This is a genomic window from Moritella sp. PE36 (assembly GCF_000170855.1).
GTDB lineage: Bacteria > Pseudomonadota > Gammaproteobacteria > Enterobacterales > Moritellaceae > Moritella.
Genome location: NZ_ABCQ01000007.1, coordinates 82,452 through 103,385 on the forward strand (window position 1 = coordinate 82,452; position 20,934 = coordinate 103,385).

Annotated in this window: 17 protein-coding genes; 5 read left to right on the forward strand and 12 right to left on the reverse strand. The window is 42.6% G+C overall.

Translation table 11 applies throughout. From position 1 onward, the window contains the following. Nucleotides 1-9: 9 nt before the first annotated feature. Genes PE36_RS06625 through PE36_RS06655 form a run of 7 tightly spaced genes read right to left on the reverse strand, consistent with a single transcriptional unit; the run spans nucleotide 10 to nucleotide 10,606 of the window. On the reverse strand, nucleotides 10-2,787 hold the full coding sequence (locus tag PE36_RS06625) for a GNAT family N-acetyltransferase (protein WP_006031200.1): 2,778 nt from the start codon (nucleotides 2,785-2,787) through the stop codon (nucleotides 10-12). Further along, nucleotides 2,777-3,391 (reverse strand): nitroreductase, encoded by a 615-nt coding sequence (locus PE36_RS06630; protein WP_006031201.1) that lies wholly within the window; start codon nucleotides 3,389-3,391, stop codon nucleotides 2,777-2,779. The genes PE36_RS06625 and PE36_RS06630 overlap by 11 nt, the downstream gene beginning before the upstream one ends. Nucleotides 3,392-3,393: 2 nt before the next feature. Further along, nucleotides 3,394-5,322: an iron ABC transporter permease gene (locus PE36_RS06635; protein WP_006031202.1), complete on the reverse strand. Its 1,929-nt coding sequence runs from the start codon at nucleotides 5,320-5,322 to the stop codon at nucleotides 3,394-3,396. Beyond that, complete coding sequence (locus PE36_RS06640) at nucleotides 5,312-6,286, reverse strand: iron-siderophore ABC transporter substrate-binding protein (RefSeq protein WP_043994112.1); 975 nt, start codon at nucleotides 6,284-6,286, stop codon at nucleotides 5,312-5,314. Before PE36_RS06640 ends, PE36_RS06635 begins: the two co-directional genes overlap by 11 nt. Beyond that, complete coding sequence (locus PE36_RS06645) at nucleotides 6,283-7,083, reverse strand: ABC transporter ATP-binding protein (RefSeq protein WP_006031204.1); 801 nt, start codon at nucleotides 7,081-7,083, stop codon at nucleotides 6,283-6,285. Before PE36_RS06645 ends, PE36_RS06640 begins: the two co-directional genes overlap by 4 nt. 20 nt (nucleotides 7,084-7,103) lie before the next feature. After that, entirely contained in the window at nucleotides 7,104-9,341 is a 2,238-nt protein-coding gene (locus PE36_RS06650; protein WP_043994117.1) for a TonB-dependent receptor, read from the reverse strand. A gap of 41 nt (nucleotides 9,342-9,382) precedes the next feature. Next, nucleotides 9,383-10,606: a hypothetical protein gene (locus PE36_RS06655; RefSeq protein ID WP_006031206.1), complete on the reverse strand. Its 1,224-nt coding sequence runs from the start codon at nucleotides 10,604-10,606 to the stop codon at nucleotides 9,383-9,385. 117 nt (nucleotides 10,607-10,723) lie between these two features. Between PE36_RS06655 and PE36_RS06660 the strand changes: the two genes are divergently transcribed. From PE36_RS06660 to PE36_RS06670, 3 genes are all read left to right on the forward strand, one after another. Continuing rightward, nucleotides 10,724-12,526 carry an IucA/IucC family siderophore biosynthesis protein gene (locus tag PE36_RS06660; RefSeq protein ID WP_043994119.1) on the forward strand — a complete coding sequence of 601 codons (1,803 nt, stop codon included), beginning with the start codon at nucleotides 10,724-10,726 and terminating at the stop codon, nucleotides 12,524-12,526. A gap of 90 nt (nucleotides 12,527-12,616) precedes the next feature. Further along, entirely contained in the window at nucleotides 12,617-13,621 is a 1,005-nt protein-coding gene (locus PE36_RS06665) for an alpha/beta fold hydrolase (protein ID WP_006031208.1), read from the forward strand. A gap of 254 nt (nucleotides 13,622-13,875) precedes the next feature. Next, nucleotides 13,876-14,712, forward strand: a complete 837-nt coding sequence (locus PE36_RS06670; protein WP_006031209.1) for a patatin family protein — start codon at nucleotides 13,876-13,878, stop codon at nucleotides 14,710-14,712. A 58-nt stretch (nucleotides 14,713-14,770) separates the two neighbouring features. On the opposite strand, the gene PE36_RS06675 is transcribed toward PE36_RS06670, so the two are convergent. The 3 genes from PE36_RS06675 to PE36_RS06685 all read right to left on the reverse strand — a co-directional run bounded on the left by PE36_RS06675 (nucleotide 14,771) and on the right by PE36_RS06685 (nucleotide 17,769). Continuing rightward, nucleotides 14,771-15,034, reverse strand: a complete 264-nt coding sequence (locus tag PE36_RS06675) for a DUF5062 family protein (RefSeq protein ID WP_043994121.1) — start codon at nucleotides 15,032-15,034, stop codon at nucleotides 14,771-14,773. A 94-nt stretch (nucleotides 15,035-15,128) separates the two neighbouring features. Then, on the reverse strand, nucleotides 15,129-15,470 hold the full coding sequence (locus PE36_RS06680; protein ID WP_006031211.1) for a hypothetical protein: 342 nt from the start codon (nucleotides 15,468-15,470) through the stop codon (nucleotides 15,129-15,131). Nucleotides 15,471-15,726: 256 nt separating this feature from the next. Continuing rightward, nucleotides 15,727-17,769 carry an NADPH-dependent 2,4-dienoyl-CoA reductase gene (locus PE36_RS06685; protein WP_006031212.1) on the reverse strand — a complete coding sequence of 681 codons (2,043 nt, stop codon included), beginning with the start codon at nucleotides 17,767-17,769 and terminating at the stop codon, nucleotides 15,727-15,729. Nucleotides 17,770-17,921: 152 nt separating this feature from the next. On the opposite strand from PE36_RS06685, the gene PE36_RS06690 reads away from it, so the two are divergent. Then, nucleotides 17,922-19,022, forward strand: coding sequence for an AraC family transcriptional regulator (locus PE36_RS06690; protein ID WP_006031213.1), 1,101 nt, complete (start codon nucleotides 17,922-17,924; stop codon nucleotides 19,020-19,022). Here PE36_RS06690 and PE36_RS06695 read toward each other — a convergent pair. Beyond that, a complete protein-coding gene (locus PE36_RS06695; RefSeq protein WP_006031214.1) occupies nucleotides 19,003-19,464 on the reverse strand; it encodes a tRNA-uridine aminocarboxypropyltransferase in 462 nt (153 codons plus the stop codon). The two genes, PE36_RS06690 and PE36_RS06695, sit on opposite strands and share 20 nt — an antisense overlap. A gap of 304 nt (nucleotides 19,465-19,768) precedes the next feature. Here PE36_RS06695 and PE36_RS06700 point away from each other — a divergent pair, with 304 nt between their 5' ends. Next, on the forward strand, nucleotides 19,769-20,230 hold the full coding sequence (locus PE36_RS06700; protein WP_006031215.1) for a GAF domain-containing protein: 462 nt from the start codon (nucleotides 19,769-19,771) through the stop codon (nucleotides 20,228-20,230). Between the two features lie 36 nt (nucleotides 20,231-20,266). Here the strand turns inward: PE36_RS06700 and PE36_RS06705 are convergent, their stop codons facing one another. After that, entirely contained in the window at nucleotides 20,267-20,848 is a 582-nt protein-coding gene (locus PE36_RS06705) for a flavodoxin family protein (RefSeq protein ID WP_043994126.1), read from the reverse strand. Nucleotides 20,849-20,934: the final 86 nt, after the last annotated feature.

A 20,934-nucleotide genomic window follows, 5' to 3' on the forward strand; every position in this document is an offset into this window, starting at 1 on the left:
TGCTCATCCTTAAATAATACGCTCAAAAAAATCATTCCGTTCACTACACAGTAATGCAGCTCTTTTATGCGGAAAATCGAACTCTTTTAACTTCTGTAAACCAACCTTACTCGCGATCGTCGCCACGTGTTTATTATCAGCTCGCGGCTCGCCCAATACATTTCCTGTGCGCTGCTCATCGGTATAAATGGCATGCTGTAGACAACTCGCCCAATTAACAAAGTAGCGCCCACCTAAGAACAATGGATTGCCCACCAGCATATGTACACCACGATCATAATGCTGACAGTCATAATAAATGCCGAGACGATCTTCAGGCGTCCAATACACTTCTAAATAGCCAAATGCGACACCATCAACATAACCAATCACAGCCATGCTATGCGGATCCGCTGTTTGTTTTTCAAGGTATTGTTGATGCTCAGATTTTGTTCCTGCGAGTTCCCACATTCGGTTCACTTCAGGACGATTATGCCAATGGCTGAATGTGGCTACATCCAAGCTAATGTCTGCACATTTAAAACTAATCACCCGATCAAGATCATAGGCGTATTGCTGATACCAAATACCTTGAGGCTGCGGTGGACGTTGTGGATACTCAATGCCTTGCTCAGATAGCAATAAGGGAGAGTCTACATTCGTGTTTGCTTGGTTTTGAGACCAAATGTTAGCGAATTGAAAAAACGCAGCGCGTTGAATATGCACGTCATCACCGACACTTTCAGCCCACTTCGGTATTTTCGCTGTGGTCATTGTTAACCATAACGACTGGTTGATAGTGATGGTTTTACGATTAACGCCCATACCAGAAAACGTGTGTTCAAGAATATTAAACCACTGTGCTTGGTTTAACGTATCAGTGCTGGTATCCATCACTGTATGTAAGCCATGCTCGTCATAACTAAACGACCACAGACTTAAGCAGCTCGTTACCGTAAATTGCTTTCCAGTGGTTTCAAATACCAGCTCAGATCCCGTTTTATTGGTATGACCGCTATCAGCCTTACCAATAATGCCTTGCTGTCGGAATAACGGTTTAAATACAGTCTTAACTTCCTTCTTCACCGCCAACTTAAAAATATTCGGATAGTTGACATAAATTTTACTTGGGTCCGCGATCTCAGTTTCATTTTGCGCTGACAAGAAACAGAAGAAATTACTTTTAATCGTTAAGCTGTCGCTATTGAGCAGATAATCATAAAACGAGCGATCATAAAAACTCTGTTGCGCTAATTTACGCCATAGATTTTGGCTCAACTGAATCAACTGCTCATGTGATACGACACTATCCTCAGTACTGCGATTCAGTAACGGTAAGTCACTTTGCAATGCCGCTATCACGCTATTGAGTGAATTAACGATAAGGTAATAACTGAAATACGAATTCACATTTTCATTCTGCATGAAATATTCTGGCGCATTTTCTTGTAGTAACGGAAAACGTGTTACTGCCGTTTCTGTAAACCCGGTTCCCTGACAATCTCTGAATTTAGCGCCGCAAGGCAAGCCATGGTCAAAATCCACCAAAATGTTTTGTTGATGTGCCAATAACACCAAGCCGTAATCACTGCGAGCAACGCAGATTGGTTTTATCACCTGCTCTAAGAATTGTTCGAACCATACCAAACTTGCGTCACGATAAGATAGCGACTGATGTTCAGCAAATTGCATGATTAAATCTTGAATGAAATTACTACCATCGGCCTTAGTCTGGGTTAATGTCGCTAACACCATGCTTGGCTCTTTACCTGTTGGGAACGGATTTTCACGCCAACAGAACAAGCTATCAACAATCGACTCACCAGCAAGATCATTTAATCCACACCATGCAGGTTCTTGTAATACCGAGAAGCGAGGGAAGCGTTGCCACAACTCTGCACCCGCTACTTCTTCACTAACCTGCTTGAACAATACTCCACGTTCCAGCTCTTTAACCGATAAGTAACGGACTGAGTTTGTCAGCTTCACCGCTAAAGAAAACTTCAACATCCAGCGGCTATCTTGCTGCCATAACGCGCGGGTTGATGATGTCGGATGCCAAGCCCTACCCTGCTTACTATCCGTAAACTCAATAATCAAACCATCAGCAAAATATTGTTGTATGCTGGTATTCTCACGCAGTACTTTGGCTTGATGTGGGTGCACAGGGAAAGCCAGATAACCGTCAGGGATAGTGTCAGGAAATGTCGTGGTATTAAATGTATCTTGATAGGTTTGCAGCAGTAAGGCTGAAATTGATTCGCCATGACTATTGCCCGCCAATAATGTCGGCGCGACAAAATACCACTGCAACGAAAAGCTATTCGCGTAATCAGGGCTATACAGTTTAGACTCTGCTGCGGTCCAACCTTGATGACTCTTACCTGCAGGATGTAAATTATGCCCACCGATAAGGCTCTGCTCCGCCTGAATAAAACCATCAATACCGACAGGAGCAAGTCGTTCCGCCAATACATTTTCCATATGCGCCTGACTGGCAAACACTTGTTGTTTAAAGCCCGTCAATTGGGTTTGACTAAAATCACCGGTGATCTCATGATGCTTACAAATCAATTCAATTACGTCAGCATAAGCGATATCTGACTCACCCTGTAAATCACGAAACTTAACCGGGTAATTAAATTGAAAACGCTGAACGGGAGAATACTGTAATAATGGCAGTACTATTTGTCCTTCCGCCATATCGATACAAATTTCATGCTGCGTTGTCGCATAACCTTGCCATTCATTAAGCAATGCATTTAAAAACGCATCTAATGATAGCTTCTCAGCATAACTATACTGCATCGCTGTTCTCCTCTGTCGCAAATAGTGGTACTAGTTTTCCATCGCCTTGCCATTGATAACAATGCTTATCCACCTCGCCACGCGGTTTAATACGCTCTGTTTTTTTAGTCCCCAGCATAATAAAGGCCACAGGTTCTTGTTGCGCCGTTAAGCCAAATAATTGTTGCACGCGGGGTAACTCCGCCGCATCGGTGCTGTACCAAATAGCCGCAACACCTTGCTCTTCAGCCGCCAGTAAAATATTCTGACACGCAGCTGCGGCTGATAATACTTGGTCTCGGCGAGACACAGGGTGAGGACTGGTAATGTTAGCCGAGACAACGACAACCATAGGCGCATCACCAAGATAATGAGTAAGTCGACGCACCTTGGCGGGATCAATATCACCACCTTCTTCCAACCAAGCCTCACACATTAACTCACACATTATCGGTACTTTTTCATTGGCAACAACAACCAAATGCCAAGGCCGAATATTGCCGTGGTCGGGGGCGCTCATGACCGCCTGAAAGATACGTTTCAACTGCATTTCATCCGGTGCAGGCTGACACATTTCATGGACGTGACAAGAGCTACGCTGATAAATAAAATCTAAAACAGGCATGATCAATTCCTTTTATAACCAAGTAAAATCAAACAAATAAAGTAAAGTCCGCCAATGATCGAAACTAATATGCCACTGGCAATCTCAAATGGTGCAATTAAGGTACGACCGAGTCCGTCGGCGAGTACTAATAGCCAAGCGCCAATCGCACCACTGCCAAGCAGCAATACCCAATGACGAGTTTGTCCACATAAACGCAATAAGTGTGGCGATAACAATCCAACAAACGCAATCGCACCAACGGACGCGACGGCAGCCGCGGTAATCAACACCACCAACAATAAGATCAACATGCGTAATTTAAATAACGGCTGGCCGAGGTTATGTCCCCATGTCTCACCGAGCGTGAACAGATCAAGATGACGCGCAAACGTAAAGAGTAATAAACAACAAGGTATAGTGACCGCAAGCAGCAGTAAGCCGATTTGACTATCAGCACCATAGGTAGTGCCCGTCAGCCAAAGGACGGTGACCGACGCAGCGCCCGCACCAAAGGTTAATACCATCGATGCAACGGTGCCGCACCATGCTGAGATGGCGATACCCAATAAAGCGAGTTGCGAAACATTAAATTGATAACGCATCGCAATAAACAAAATAGTCACCACAATACCCGCACCAATCAAGGCACAAGCAAACAGAAATACCCGAGAAGCATCAGGCCATACTTGCAGTGCTAAAATAATGCATAATACCGAGGCTGAAGTAGCGCCTGAAATGTCAGGGCTGGCCATCGGGTTACGAAACAGTGCTTGTAATGTACAACCCGCAACGCCTAAGCCAAAACCAGAAAAGACCGCAACGACAATGCGCCATTGTGTAAAGTACTCGCCATCAACAGTCGGCCAGAAATAGGCCACTGTCAGTGTCAACGCTAGCGCAGGTAAAGACAGTGCTAACCACTTAGGTAGCTGAATAAGCGACGCTAAGCCAAACCCAGTTTCTTGCATGACCATGCCCGCTAAACCTTGTTTTCGCATAAGTAAATACAAGAAAAAAGGGGTACCCAATAGAACGGTTAATACACCCGTTGGTAAGCGATAACCAGCCAATGGCATAGCACGAGAGAATAGCTCCGCAAAGATAACTAATAACGCCCCTATCGCACTGGCAAATAGCAATTTTTCACGATGACGATAGTAACCAAGTAACTTCGCCATGTGTGGTGCCATCAAACCAATAAAGCCTAATACACCGACCATTGCGGTCACTAAAGATGCTTGCAATACCGCCAACATTAATAGACCGACTCGCCAGCGATTGACTTTAAGGCCTGCCGTATTCGCCATTTCATCACCCATGCTGAGCATATCCAGATGACGATGACACAATAAAGGCAATAACAATAACAACAGCGCTGGGGTTAAAATGATCGCCGCTAATTCGCCATCACTTTGGCTAATGTTGCCGCTTCCCCAGAGGAATAACCCATCCATACGTTGTTCAGCATAAAGCATGATGGCAGATGACACGGCACCCACCGCTAAGCTCATAGCCATACCAATTAAGATCAGCTGTAACTTACCGCCACCAATCACTTGCGATAAGATTAAAATGAGTCCCGCAACCATCACCGCCGTAATAAATGCCGCGATCCACAACATCCAGATGCTCGGATCAGGGATAAATAAATTAACCAGCATCGCGCCTAACAACGCCCCAGAGCTAATGCCGATCGTGGACGGTGATGCAAAATCATTACCTAAGGTAACCTGTACTACGGTGCCTGATTGCGCTAATAACGCACCACTTAATACGGCAATTAATAGCGTGGGTAACAACAGCTGAAATACATAAGTTTGTTGGTAACTATCAAATAGATTCATTGTGGGAACGAGAGAAAAAGTACCCACAGAAAGTAAACCAAGCACAAACAACACAGCTAAGAACACCGAGCTCCCCAGCATTTTCTTATCAACATTAACTAACATCGGAACCCTCCAATAATGCAGCCGTAAACGCCCGAGCCATCCGGATCACCGATACCGGACCACCAAAACTCCACAATGCGGGTACATAATAGATATCATCGTTTTTAACAAACTCATGCTGCGTCCATAACGGTGATAACGTCATGCGTTCGCCTTTTGATTGTGTTTCTTGGACTAAAATTAATGCGGTATTGCCGAGCAACTTGATCTGTTCCAACTGTAAATGAGTAAAATCTTTACCTGGTAAGTTAGTAGCCCACACGTAATTTAAGCCAATGTCATTAGCGACAGAAGCGGCTAAACTTTGCTGTGAAAACACCCTTAAGCCGTAGCCCATTCCCACAAACTTGCCATATGCCACCGGTTTATCCGCTAAGCCAGCGGCAAATATTTTCTGTTTAAGGCGAGCTAATTCGGTATCCATCTCCCGGAGCTGAACTTGTGCTAACTCCGCTTTACCAAGTTGCTTTGCAAGGGTTAAATAATTACGACGCATTTGCTGCATATAACGATATTGCGGTTGGTCTATACGGCCAAACTGTTGTAACAATAACGTGGGTGCGATGCGATTAAGATCACCACGAATACGTGCATGACGAAACGGGTAACCAACAATTAAGTCGGGCTGTAATTGCATCAGTAAGGGAAAACTCGGAAATGCACGGTTACCCACATCAACCACATCATCAGGTAACGCAGGTGAATTAGACTGCCACTGGCGATAACCATTTCGAGACGTCACCGCTTGTGGTTGTATTCCCAGCGACAGGAGCATTTCTGCCGCACTCCAATTAAGCGCAACGACTTTAGGCTCTTGCTGATATGTCTGCATTAATCCGGTGAGTGGCAAGGGTTGTGCTAACGCTTGAAAAACTTGCTCATTAATCTCTTTAGCAAATACTTGAACTGGTAATAATGTCATCGCAGCGAACATGAGACCAGCTACTGTTCGAAGCCGTCTCATTGATTCACCTGCTGTGGTAATAAGTGCTCGTCACTCACAGCTGCCGTACAAGGCCACAATAATGTTTGATCATTCACTTGCACTCGCGTGATCGGCGTTTGATAAACCTCACTAATACGTTCTGCGGTAAAGACATCATCAACCGTACCACTGGCAACCACTTCACCTTTCAGCAACATGATCGCTTGATGGCTAAATTGCTGCGCATGATTAAGATCGTGTAATACCCAAATAATGGTTTTACCATAATCTTGATTTAAGCGTTGAACGATATGTAAGAGTTCGATTTGATGGGCGATATCAAGCCAAGATGTGGGTTCATCCAATAACACAATATCGGTATCTTGTGCGAGCACCATGGCTAACCAACAGCGCTGCGCTTCACCACCCGATAATGTTTCAATGGCTAAATCAGCAAATTCAAGTACGCCAGCTTCTGCCATTGCCCAGTGCATTCTTTCTTTATCTTGAGCTGAAAGTGGTGCGAACCAACGACGATGCGGATGACGACCAAATTCAACCAGATCTGCCACTGTCAAGCCGACGGGCACTGCATGACGCTGCGGTAACATCGCTAAACGTAAGGCCATATCAGCACGGGAATACTGCTTTATTCCCTTTCCTTCCAATAATATTTCGCCCTCTTCATTCGGGGTCAGTCCTGCAATTATTTTTAGCAAGGTACTTTTACCTGAGCCATTGGGACCAACCAATGCGGTAATTTTACCCTGTAAAAACTCACAGTTAATATTATTAAGGATTAACTTGCCGCCTAAACGGCAAGTTAATTTATTCACAGTTAACAAAGGAACCAACGTTAGAACTCAACACTGTAGTTAACAGAGTAAGTACGGCCTTGACCTTTGAAACGAACCAGAGATGTATTAGGGATTAAAGCGCTATATATCTCCTCAGAACGCTGAGACCATAGTGTATTATACTCAGTGTTCAATAAGTTCGTAATACCAAACTGTAATGAACCAACAGGTAAACGAACGCCAGTTAATAGGTCCACCGTATTATAGCCATTTAATTTTTTGTCGCTGTCATCTTCATAACTAAACATTTGCATCGTTTGTAAACGAGCTTGTAACAGGTCCGATTGCCAAGCTACATAAGCTGATGCCTTTGATGGACTTGCATAAGAAATACCTTTATCTTTCCATTTATCATCAGCTTTTACTTCACTAATAATGTAGTTAAAATTAGTACCTATGCTAACTTCAGAAGTAACAAAGTAATCCAATTTTCCTTCTAAGCCATAGTTACGTTCATCTTTATCTATAATATTAATTGTTTGCTCAGTCTTGTCATAATGAACTTGTTTATCTGACTTTGAATAATAAGCAACAAGTTGTGCCGATACATCATTTGAATTTAAACGCCAGCCAAGTTCTAACGCATTAGTTTTGACCCCATCAAGTGGATTGTCAGCAACACTTACAGCTTTAATAAGAGTATTCCCAAGCCCATCGCCTGCGTTTACTAGATCGCTATATTTACCCTGTCCGTAATATTTTGCAGGGTCTGGAATTTCAAAACCTTGGGCAAAGCTCAACCAGACCTGTTGCTCTTTACTTATTTTATATAGAGCGCCTGCATTAACGAGGGTATTAGAATACCCTTTATCTCCACCTTCAACTGCTTCAGCAGAACTATAATAACCTTTTGAAATAACAATTTGCTGCTTTGCTGGCACAAATGTTTCAACATCTACATTTGTATATTGGTAACGAACACCTGCATTTAATATCAATGAAGGTGAAACTGCATAATCACCCTGCAAGAACGTGGCAAACGAAGTATTCTGTATCTCAGGATAACGGCCAATTTCATCCGTTTTATTATTAATTAAACCACCCGAAGCGGCTGACGTATTATAGTCATATAAACTTTGTGACGACTCAAATGATTCAAAATCAGCGTCTAAACCATATACAAGATTCATGTTATTTGTTGGTTCAGCAGTAAATACGATTTTAGTTCCGAAGACTTGTGTATTTTGTTGAGATGCCCCCATGCTTTGAGTTGTTGGATCTGGGAATGGATTGTATCTTAGCTCTTCATTTCGGTAGAAAAGCTGTAAATTTAAAGTCTGATTATAAAAATGACTATCACTGTAATTTAAAGTGATCAAACCTCGAACTGACTCTGCTTGTTGATCCGAGACGTAGCCTTTCTTCATTCCGATTTGTTTACTCGGATCATATAAATACCCAAACCCGGAACCATAATCAACACCGTAGTCACTATCCTGCCCACTATCATAATATTGCGCTAACAACTCAAGACGTTTCGTTGATGAAATATTGAAACCCATGTTTGCCATTATGTCTAATTGCGATACAAACTGAGAACTAGTTTGGGTTACATCTTGTAAGACCATATCACCATTTGAATCGTACATTGCGCCAGTATCAACATAAGATACCGCAATACGTGCATCCATTTTGTCACTGCTCGTGGATACAGCTTGTGCGACTTGCCACTCTAAATCTTCACTACTATTAAAACCTGATTTAGCGCCTAACCACGTTTCGCTAACACCATCTGCATCGCGGCCTTTTTTAGTAATGATATTGATAATACCGCCGGTACTGCCACCACCATACATAGCAGATGCACCAGAGATCACTTCAATACGGGCAATATTAAACGGATTAATCGCATCAAACTGACGACTGATACCACGTGAAGAATTCAATGAAATACCATCAATCATCACCAGCGTTTTACGACCACGCATGTTTTGACCAGCATTAGTTCGCGATTGGCTACCCACGTCTAAACTTGGGATTAAGTTAGCGAGCATTGCTTTAAAATCGATACCCGATTTTGCCTGTTCTGCAATTTGAGCTTCGTCGATGACAAGCACGGTTGCCGCAATATCACTGATGCTCTGCGTACTACGGTTTGCAGTTACCACAGTCATGTTGTCATTTTTATCTGCGGCATGAACAGATGCTTGAGCAGCAAGAGGCGCTGACAGTCCTAACATCGCGATAAGAATGGGGTTGAGCATAAATGTGGTTTTATTCGACTTAGCAATTTTCATTATTAATTCCATTTATTAAGAGTTGTTTTATTATTTATTATTTATTCAATTACAGACTGTCGTGGCAAGTTCACAACAGCATTATTAAGACGTATTGATTGCTGATAAAGGCGTGACCACCCTAATACAATCAACAACATCAGAATGACAAAACCTGGGAATAGATAATTGCTATCCCAAGCCAGTAATAACCCCGCCAGTAACGCACCAAACGCATTACCCAATGTATGGCCTTGTGAGATAGATGCTGATGCTTGTGCTTTTTGATTGTCAGTACTGCGCATGGCAACCGCGGTATACCAAGCAGGTGCCATCGCAAGCGCAGAACTAATCAACATCACGCTAAGCATGAGTTGTATTTGCAGTACAAATAGGATCGTGCCAATAAAGAAAGAGACCGTGATAAAAACCAGAAACAATGGCGTCGAACGGATAAGTAATTTATACAAGAAAAATAAAGAAACCAGCGCGCTCACACTCGCTGATAACAATAATTCAGCCACCATTGCACTGGCTTGAGCAGCCGTCATCAAGCCATTACTTAATAACGGACCAAGACTGAATTGTAGCTGCGACGAGAATAAGGTAATTAAGAATGCCGTGACAATGACCGTTGAACCGATCAATTTCATATTTTGATGAGCACTTGCATCAAGGGGGATATGGTTGGTAACAAGTAACGATTCAGCATCTTTTGTAGTTGGTGATTTAACTAACATCAAGCAACTAAGCACAAACGCTAACACGGTCATAGCAGCAACGAACCACAAACTGAAATACTCAATATCAAGTGGTAAAAACGTCAATAGTGGTGCTGTCAAACGACCTATGTTAGTAGATATAGTGACCCAAACTAACTTTTCACCACGTTGGTCTTCTTGCGATAACCACAACTGTGCAGTTGGGATCACCCCACTGCAAAACATACCATGCAGCACACGGCTAAAACACAAACCGATAATCAAACTTATTCCAGTTAATTGACGGCTCTCTAGTAAAGCTAAAAAGCTTAACTGTGATAGCGTAAAACCAAATAATATCAGTGTTAAAATCCCCGCCAAGGGGCGCTTATTCGCGACACTGCGATCCAGCCACTTTCCCCAATAACCAGAACCAACAAAAAAAATAAACGTACCTAACGATAAAGGGATCGCGATCATCCATGCCGTTAGCTGTCCTTGTGCCATCATGACAGGTACGAGAATGAGGATAACGCCTTGTAACGCCCCCAATACCCAACACGATAGACCGACAATCGCTTTCATTTTAGCTAATCCCTTAGTTCAATTCTTATATTTTGCAAGCATACTATTGCAAATGAGAATCATTGTCACTAATATTATTATAACTATTGATAATAATTTAAAACAATGGACTTACAAATGGTTAACATATGCAGTGAACAATGGACTAACATCAATAACGAATTAAATGCAAAGATAATCAGTGAATTACATTATGAAGAAGTGATATTTCCCGACCCAATAAACACCAATGACTGGATATGGGAAGTGGATGGTGCGACTTGGGTCTTTAAAGCAAAGCAGCATATTTGGCAGAACCTGGTGATAGACAGTGACTCTATTACTCGTAATGGTAAGCCTAATATTAACAGTGCAGAATTAATAACCGATATTGCGAAATCCATTCGACTTGATGATATTATTCTGGGTAATTTAATCGAAGAAATACAGCAAACATTATATGCTGACCTCATCGCCTACCAACATAGGGACAGCTATTCTCTCGCACAATTAACCGCATTATCAGGTATTGCTTTACAGGCTATTTTAAAAGGTCACCCAAAGGCGATAGCGAACAAAGGCAGGTTGGGCTGGGGGGTTAATGAACTTGCGCGTTATGCGCCTGAAGCCGCGCAATCGTTTCAGTTACATTACTTAGCCATCGATAAATCACTCACGCAAATTGGTATCGAATTACCTCTCCCTTTAGACAAGGAAAGTCGGTCAGAACCAGTCAATACACAAGCATTATTACTTGCACAATTGATGTCTACAGCCGATAAAAACCGGCTCTTAGACAAGTTAAATCAACACGGTATGAAGAGTGATGAATACTGGATAATCCCAATCCATCCGTGGCAATTCAGTCAATTTATCGTGCCACAATTTACGGCTTTATTTGCCAATAATAGTCTTATCGATTTAGGTGTCACGGGTGACTTTTATCAAGCGCAACAGTCAATTCGCACATTATCTAATTTAACCTCACCGACTAAAAATGACATTAAATTACCGATTACAATTTTGAATACCTCCTGCTATCGAGGCATACCAGGTAAATACATTACCTCAGGTGCAGTGCTGTCAAAAACAATTAATCAGTTGTGCCAGCAGGATGAATTCTTAACGCAATGTAACTTGCAAGTTTTGCAGGAATGGGCCGGAATTCATGTCCCACAAACAACACAGATGAGAATTCCAGGCACCCCTTATCGCTATAATGAAATGCTCGGTGTCATCTTCCGTCAAAGTCCAGCCGCGCTGTTGCAATCTGGGCAGCAGGACAAACTAGCCGCAGCCTTAATGCAAACGGATAATCAAGGAAATAGCTTCATAGCTGCCTACATCAAAGACAGTAAACTCGATGTACAAACATGGCTAACGCGATTATTTGACTGCACTGTTATTCCGCTCTATCACCTTATGTGTCAATACGGTATTGCTTTAGTATCACACGGCCAAAACTTGACGATCTTATTCGAAGATAATATTCCCACAGGCTTAGCGATTAAAGATTTCCATGGCGATTTACGTCTGGTAGATCAGGAGTTTGAAGAACTCAATATTTTTCCAGCACACATTAAAAAAACATTAACACGATTACCCGCTAATTATCTCTTACATGATTTGTATACCGGAAATTTCGTCACTGTTTTACGTTTTGTCTCACCTTATTTACAAGCCGAAATGGGCTATAGCGAAACCGAATTTTATCAATTACTCAATGCTAGAATTCGCCATTATCAAGCCCAATTTCCCACGTTGAAAGAACGATTTGAATTATTTGATTTACTTGCCCCAACAATGGAAAAAATATGCATTAACCGGGTACGCTTTAAAGTGGGGTATCAGGATACCAGTGAGCGTTTATTACCAGAGCTCGGCACCCCTATTGCAAACCCACTATTTCGTGAGCAAGAACAGCATTATTCAATTAAGTAATCAAATTAGGCATTAGTTTAAAACAAACTGGTTTATGCTACGTCATTAATTTAATGACGTAGCCACCTCAATTTCAAGGATGAAACAGTGATGATGACCTTCAGACGACCTAAAATATTACCTTTCGCAGTAGCCTTAGCTGTAACAGCAAGCTTAAGTTTAACAGGCTGCTCAAGTATGCAAGATGCTGTATCCGCTAGCCCTACGATAAGCAGTGTTTGGGGAATTGGGGAAATGCCGATTGCAGACCTCAATGCGCTATATGCCAACGAAGAATCACAGTGGATGGATATTAATGGTATGCGTATTCACTACCGTGACGAAGGTAATCCCAATGGTCAACCGATTGTCTTAGTCCATGGGATTTTGTCATCATTGCATACTTGGGATGAGTGGCATAAAGGCTTAACAGCCGACTACCGGATCATCAGCCTCGATGTACCCGGTTTTGGCTTAACAGGTGGACCTGAAAATCCAGATGACTACTCTGAAACCCTATTGCATTCATCTTTCGAACAATTCGTAGCCCAATTACAACTCGATGATTTTATTTTAGTCGGTAATTCACTCGGCGGTTATATTTCAGCTCAGTATGCAGCGAACAATCCCGGTAAAATAAAAAAACTTATCCTTATCGATCCTGCTGGCGCCCCACAAGAACTGCCGTTTCTGTTAAGTTTTGCAAGTATGCCGGGTATCAATAGCCTGGCTGCCAATGTATTCCCACCTTTCATTGTCGCGATGGGGGTAAAAGATGTCTATGGCGATCCAGAACGGATCACTAAAGCCAACATGGACCGCTACATTCATCTGTCATTGCGTCCTGGTGCTAAACAAGCTTATGCCAATACCATTGCCATGTTAGCTGAAAAAAACGACCGACACGCACCGCTAAACTTCAGTAGCATCACAGCTCCGACGTTACTGATGTGGGGTGAAAAAGATATTTGGGTTCCTGCCACACTGAGTGAGCAATGGCTCGCTAATATCTCGGGCTCAACCTTGATCACTTACCCTAAAGCTGGTCATGTACCAATGGAAGAAATACCACAGCAAACCTTGCAAGACGCGCTTACTTTTATTGATTTGAAATAAACCCTTATTTAAATACTGATGATGACGGTGGCACCACCAGCTTCATCATCAGTTTCCCCGACGATTAGTCAACGCCTTCTAGTTTTTGTCACCATAACATCATCCTTGCTTCACTTAGCTGTCACAGTCTTATTCAATACTTATCAAGTAACACAGATACACATAACTACCAAATTCTGGTATTTACTCTACGCTTGTTATACCCATTGAATACATAGTTGGTGGTTAGAACAAGTAAATATATCGAGGTTGCTATGATTAAAACAGCACTTGTTGTTGAAGGCGGTGGTATGCGCAGCGTATTTACTGCTGGAGTATTAGATACCTTTTTAGACCATGGTTATGATCCTTTCGATCTGTTTATTGGCAGCTCTGCTGGCACCTTAAACTTATCTGCATTTATTGCTGGGCAAAAGAAATATTCGCTACGACTGATTAATCACCTTGCTAAATCAACTACCTTTGTTGATTGGACGCGCTTTATCAAAGGTGGTAATGCCATGGAATTGGCTGAATTACATGATATATTGGCGCTACATGATCCTATCGATCTGATTCAAGCAAAACGACGTTTAAACTCCCGCCCTTTTGTGATCACCAGTTGTGACAAATCAAAAGGCCAAGCAAGTTATCAAAATGCAGAACCGAGCCGTTGGTTTCAACAGATAATAGCCTCGTGTGCCTTACCCATAGTGTTTCGTCCAGGGGTTAAGCTTGGTAATGATATTCATATCGATGGCGGGCTCGTCGATCCGATACCGGTAAAGAAGGCGGTCGATTTAGGGGCGAATCATATTATTGTGATCAGGACCAGAACCCGACATTGGGTAGAAAAACTATCCGTTTTAGAACGCTTACTTACCTACTGGGTTAGGCACGATACCGTACTCACCAAGCTGCTTGATAATTACAGCAAAGAATACAACAGCACTTGCGAGTTTATGCGAAATCCACCAGCAGGTGTCAATATTATCGAAATAGCACCGGATGAAGAACTACAAACGCCCACCTTAACACGTCAAGTTAACACGCTCGAAGGCGATTATAGTGCAGGTATTAAGGCCGCGACGTTATTCTTACAGCGTCATTAAGCGTCCATAAAAATGGGCTGAACACGTTATATAACGTATTCAACCCAACATCGAATTATTATTCGCCGGTAAGTAAAGGGTGGTCAGCCGGTAATTTTCGAGAGATCCAAATAGCTAATTTATGTTTAATATTAAGGGTGCTTTCTTGATCTTTAGCCAGAGGCTGCATCAGTTTATCAAACACTAACGCTTTATAAATATATTGCGCTTTAACGTCTTCTGGATCTGTCGTTGTAAATGTACTACCACGTTGCTGTAGGTACTGAGTACCTAAGGCGATCGCAGCTTTAAATAATTTTTTTTCATTTTTCAGTTTAGCCATCATTTCCTCTTCACATAACAGACAGTTAATCTCGCTGAGTACACACTGTTATAGCACGATTAAGAAAGAATGAATGTGACTTTTAAATTATAAATCAGGTTTTAATTGACTGGTATTGTCCAGCATCAATAAGTGGATGTGCTTCCATCGCATAAATGTCATTATACTCATGCTCAATCAGCAAGCCAAAATGTGCAGAGAGTAAGCCGATATCTTGTAGTGACAAGTCTTCAAGTGACCAGACTGGTGTTGCATAATCACAAATATAATAACCTTGTAATTGTGCACTGGGATTTTCAACGATCATGATGCGATCGATGGCGTAACACTCATCAATACCAGGCACAGACAAGCAGGCTTTATCTGCTATGAGTAATACACTAAATGTCACTTTAGAATCAGGCAGTTCCAATAAATAACATAGTTTTCTGGGCATTATTACACTCATCATAAAAGTTAAACTTAGACTTCAAGACTAGAGTACATTTGCACGACCGCACTGGTATTAAGCAAATTAATTTAATTTTTAGCAACGCTAAAATACGGCTCTCATATGCACATTAAAATCACAAGCCTGAGCGGACTATGCTAAAAAATCAGCCTAAAACATTCTCTCGGTAATAAGCTCAGCGACTATCGTCAAAATAGTCACTAGGAAAGGCTGCTCTAACATGCCTTTCCTAGCATATAGGCTAAATCGCAGCGGCTAACTCAGAACCTTGTTTGATCGCACGTTTGGCATCCAGTTCCGCAGCGACATCAGCGCCGCCAATCAGGTGCACTTGTTGCTCAGCAGCGACCAATTGCGCTTGTAGCTCGCGTAATGGGTCTTGACCAGCACAGATAATGATATTATCAACATTCAATACCTGAGGTTCACCAGCGACCATAATATGCAATCCCTGATCGTCAACTTTAACGTACTCAACACTGTTTATCATTGCTACTTTCTTACTCGCGAGACCCGCTCTATGCACCCAGCCAGAGGTTTTACCTAACCCAGCACCAACCTTACTGGCTTTGCGTTGTAATAAATAAATCTCACGTGCAGCAGCCGGTTTTTCAGCTGGCATTAAACCACCGCGATTTTGCATGGTTAAATCAACCCCCCACTCACGCATGAAGGTATCAATATCCTGACTGGCGGTTGGCGCGGTTGACTGATGATCATGAGCAAGGTATTCCGCGACATCAAAACCAATACCACCCGCTCCAATAATGGCCACTTTACTACCGACCGGTTTTTTATCTCGTAACACATCAAGATAAGACAATACTTTGCGATGACCAATACCCTCAATAGCTGGTGTACGCGGCGCAATACCGGTCGCTAATACCACATCATCAAAACCGTTAGCGATAAGCTCATCGGCAGACACGCGCTTATTCAACATAATTTCGACGCCAAGCTTTGCAGTCATCGTAGTGAAATAACGTAACGTCTCAAAAAACTCTTCTTTACCTGGCACTTGTTTGGCAACATTAAATTGTCCACCCAGTTCTGACTTATCATCAAAAATAGTAACTTTGTGCCCGCGCTGCGCAGCGACGGTTGCAAACGCTAATCCTGCAGGACCAGCACCGACCACAGCAATACGTTTGCTCACTGGTGATTTCAGATAAATAAGTTCCGTTTCACGGCAAGCGCGAGGGTTAACCAAGCAAGACGTTAACTTCATACTAAAAGTATGATCTAAACACGCTTGATTACAGCCAATACAAGTGTTGATCTCGTCACTCTTTCCAGCTGCCGCTTTATTCACAAATTCAGGATCGGCTAAAAATGGTCGTGCCATCGACACCATGTCTGCATGACCTTGCGCGAGTACTGACTCTGCGATCTCGGGGGTGTTAATGCGGTTTGTGGTGATCAACGGGATCGATACTTCGCCTTTCAATTTTGCAGTCACTTTGGTAAATGCTGCTCTTGGTACTTTCGTGACGATCGTGGGGATCCGCGCTTCGTGCCAGCCGATACCGGTATTAATGATGGTTGCACCCGCTTTCTCAATGGCTTTTGCCAGCGTCACGACTTCTTGCCAAGTACTGCCTTTCTCAATCAGATCCAGCATCGACAAACGATAAATAATAATAAAATCAGTGCCGACCTTTTCGCGTACCTGTCTGACAATCTCAACCGGGAACCGGATACGGTTTTCAAAACAGCCTCCCCATTCATCGTCACGTTGATTGGTGTGCTCAACAATAAACTGGTTAATCAAATAACCTTCCGACCCCATGATCTCAACACCATCATAATTCGCTGATTGTGCAAGTCCGGCACAGTTAACAAATGCAGCGACCTGTTGATAGACCTCTTCCGTTGTTAGCGCACGTGGACGCGCAGGGTTAATCGGGGCTTGGATTGCTGATGGCGCGACAGGTTGCTTGCTATACGCATAACGACCCGCGTGTAAGATCTGCATACAAATTTTACCACCCGCAGCATGCACAGCGGCAGTGACCTCTTTATGCGCTTCAGCTTCTTCAACGGTATCCATTTTTGAACCACCTTGAAACACCGCGCCTTCAGGATTAGGTCCGATACCGCCAGTCACAATCAGGCCAACACCACCCGCTGCACGTTCGGCAAAATAAGCCGCCATACGAGTAAAACCATTGCTGACTTCTTCAAGTCCGGTATGCATGGACCCCATTAATACGCGGTTTTTTAACTGGGTAAAACCCAGATCGAGTGGTGTTAATAAATTTGGATAATTATTTTGTGCTGACATGGTTCACCCCATTGCTTTGGCTATTTGGTTCAGAGTTTATTATTTTTATATTATTAAAAAATTTATTAGTTCTTATTTTTGTTAAAAGTAGCGTTAAAGCACAACGGATACAATGCTCATGATATACAATTAACTATCTTTAGTTAGCAAAGATGAATTCTTGGCTAGCATGTGTGATGACGGATATGGATTCAATGACGGAAACAATAGATTCAAAAGTAAGTTTGGGGGATATTTCGGTTAACTTTTTGCAGCAAATGAGTTTAACCAGTAATAAGCTCAGTTGCGATATCAATCCTATTTTAGCCAAATACAATGTCTCCATCGCGCAGCTTAGTGCCCATCATGGTCGCTTATCTATTCCCAAATATATGCGCATAGGTTTTGAGTTAATTCAACAAACGGGGCGCGAAGACCTAGGCTTACTGATGGGCGAAAATGTCTGCTTTCAACATTATGGTATGCTGGGATTCACCTGTATGTCGGCCATTAATATCAGTACCATGGCACAAGTACTCGCCCAATATGAAAGTTTGTTAAGCCAAAATGTACGGGGTCATTCAACGTTTATTACAGCACCAGAGCCGACACTGACCTTTTATTCGATAGCCCCGTATAATCCGTATAATTATTTTGTGGTTGATTCTGTGTTAGCAAGTTGGTTCACCTTACTGACCTCCCGAGCCATGCACTTAACCCAGCCTGTCAGTATTGTTAAAGCGGTGCATATTGAATACCCAGAGCCAAAGAACAGCGAGCGCTATCATGCATTTTTCCAATGCCCGGTTATTTTTAATTCCACATTTAATGGTTTAGTATTAAATAGCCAGCATATCCAGACGCCATTACCCGATGCCTGCATGAGCAGTTATCTGCAAGCACAACAGTTATGTCAAAATGAACTGCAACAGCTGCAACAAAATCAGGATTGGCAAACCAAGGTTATTGAAAAAGTCAGCCATAACCTGGTGGGTAACATGCCTGATATTAATCAAGTAGCTGAACTACTGGGGACATCAGCCTGGACATTAAGACGCCGCTTATACAAAGAAAAGACTAACTATCAAAGTATCATGGATACAACTAGGAAAGGTCTGGCATTAAGTTATGTCCGCGATACCCTGCTTACCTTCAGTGAGATATCGTATTTATTGGGCTTTGCCACTCCGGCAGCATTTTATAAAGCCTTTCGACGTTGGACGGAAAGTACACCAAAGAATTACCGACATGCGTTTATAAACAAGCGCGAATAAACGCCTTAAACTCTAATCTTAGTTGCTCAGCTTCTGGTTCGCGTTGCTGCAAGCGTAGCAGTTCGATCACACATTCAATGGTACTTAACCCGCCGTCAACTTGATTGGCGCGTAAAATAAACTCAGATGCTTGTGGCGCGGTTAACGTGACCTTAGGTAAATCTTTTAAATAGTCACTGCGACTATACATTTTCCGCGCTTCTTGCCAGGTACTGTCCAGCAATACCAAACTATCAAAATCACTTATTTCATGTTCGCCTTCTGCGTCTGGAGCCAAAATTGCCACCCGACCGGATTTGATCGCCGTTAGCAATTGATTATCGGGTTCTTTACGACGCCAATGCACAACACTTGTTTCATCGGGGAGAAACTGTTGGACTAATTTGCCGGTATTACTGCGGCGCGAGAACTCTCTCTCGTGGGTAACCAGGTATATGTGCATGAATTTATAACTTCAGTCGATGAAACAGGATAAATATTAAATAAGAGGTAAAGTAACCGCTATCATTATACTCTACAGTAAGTCTTAACTAAGCTGTAAGTATGACGAGGATCTACTATGTTCGCATTGAGTAAACACATTATCAGTAAATTAAACTATATCTTATCACTGTTTTTTCGTCCTAACGAACCTGCTCAAACCAATATAACCTTTATGACGATATAATCATCAGATAAAATACACATTACTATCATCGATAAGATGCGTCTTACACTTTCATCTTATCTATTCATCAAGGGAATACATGTCTAAGATCCAACTTTATCAGCGTCTTGCCCAACAAGCTGACGCTTTAATGGCTGAAGAAACCCATTTAATTGCCAATTTAGCTAACCTAAGTGCGTTATTATTTATGGAACTAGAAGATATTAACTGGGTAGGTTTTTATCTTTACGAGAATGACGAGTTAGTATTAGGTCCTTTCCAAGGTCAACCTGCATGTATCCGCATTCCAGTAGGGCGTGGAGTATGTGGCACAGCAGCAAGTACATTACAAACTCAATTAGTGACAGATGTGCATGACTTCCCTGGCCATATAGCCTGTGATGCTGCCAGCAACTCAGAGGTCGTGGTACCGATTGTGGTTAATGACAAATTAATCGGCGTACTGGATATCGATAGTCCAAGTATTGGCCGGTTTGATAATGATGACTTAGTCGGCGCAGAATTGCTGGTTAGCCAACTTGTGAAGCGTTTAACCGCCTAATAACTTATATTAGTTAATAAACTGTAAATAATAACATCATGATAAGGCCTGAAGCTGAGAAGCGCAGGTCTTGGTGATGATAGCAATACGACGCCCCAGGTACTTCGCGGTATCGAGATCACTGCGGTGCACTTCGCCTTCCGGATTATGCCCAACTACACCTAACTGACATCCGAGACGATTTAGCCCCACGCTGTTATAACCACCGGCAATATCGAGCCCAATCCATAACATGCCATGCTGACTGGCTAATGTCGCCATATACTGAAGCGTGTTGGCCTGATCACCGTTAAGACAGCTACCAACGGTAAAACCACCGGCAAATTTATTACGCCATTGTTGGCTATCCCAACGCTCACTTGTCGCATCGGCAAACGCTTTAAACTGAGCTGATACCCCACCCATGTAGGTTGGCGAACCAAATATAATAGCATCGGCGTTATCCAATAAGCACATCAGTTCATCGTTATCAAAACGACCTTCAAATAAATCCCAGGCCTGCACCTGACATTCAATGACTTTTACGTCTTCAACGGTGTTGACACCAGAGATCACTTCGCGAGCGAGCGCCTCAGTTGAACCTGAAGCTGAAAAATACACGACTGCAACTATGGTCAAACAAAACCTCTCACACTATCCATATTCATTAACCTATATCCCTATTTAAATCTAACACTACTGTAGTGCAGTGCGGCACTGAATAT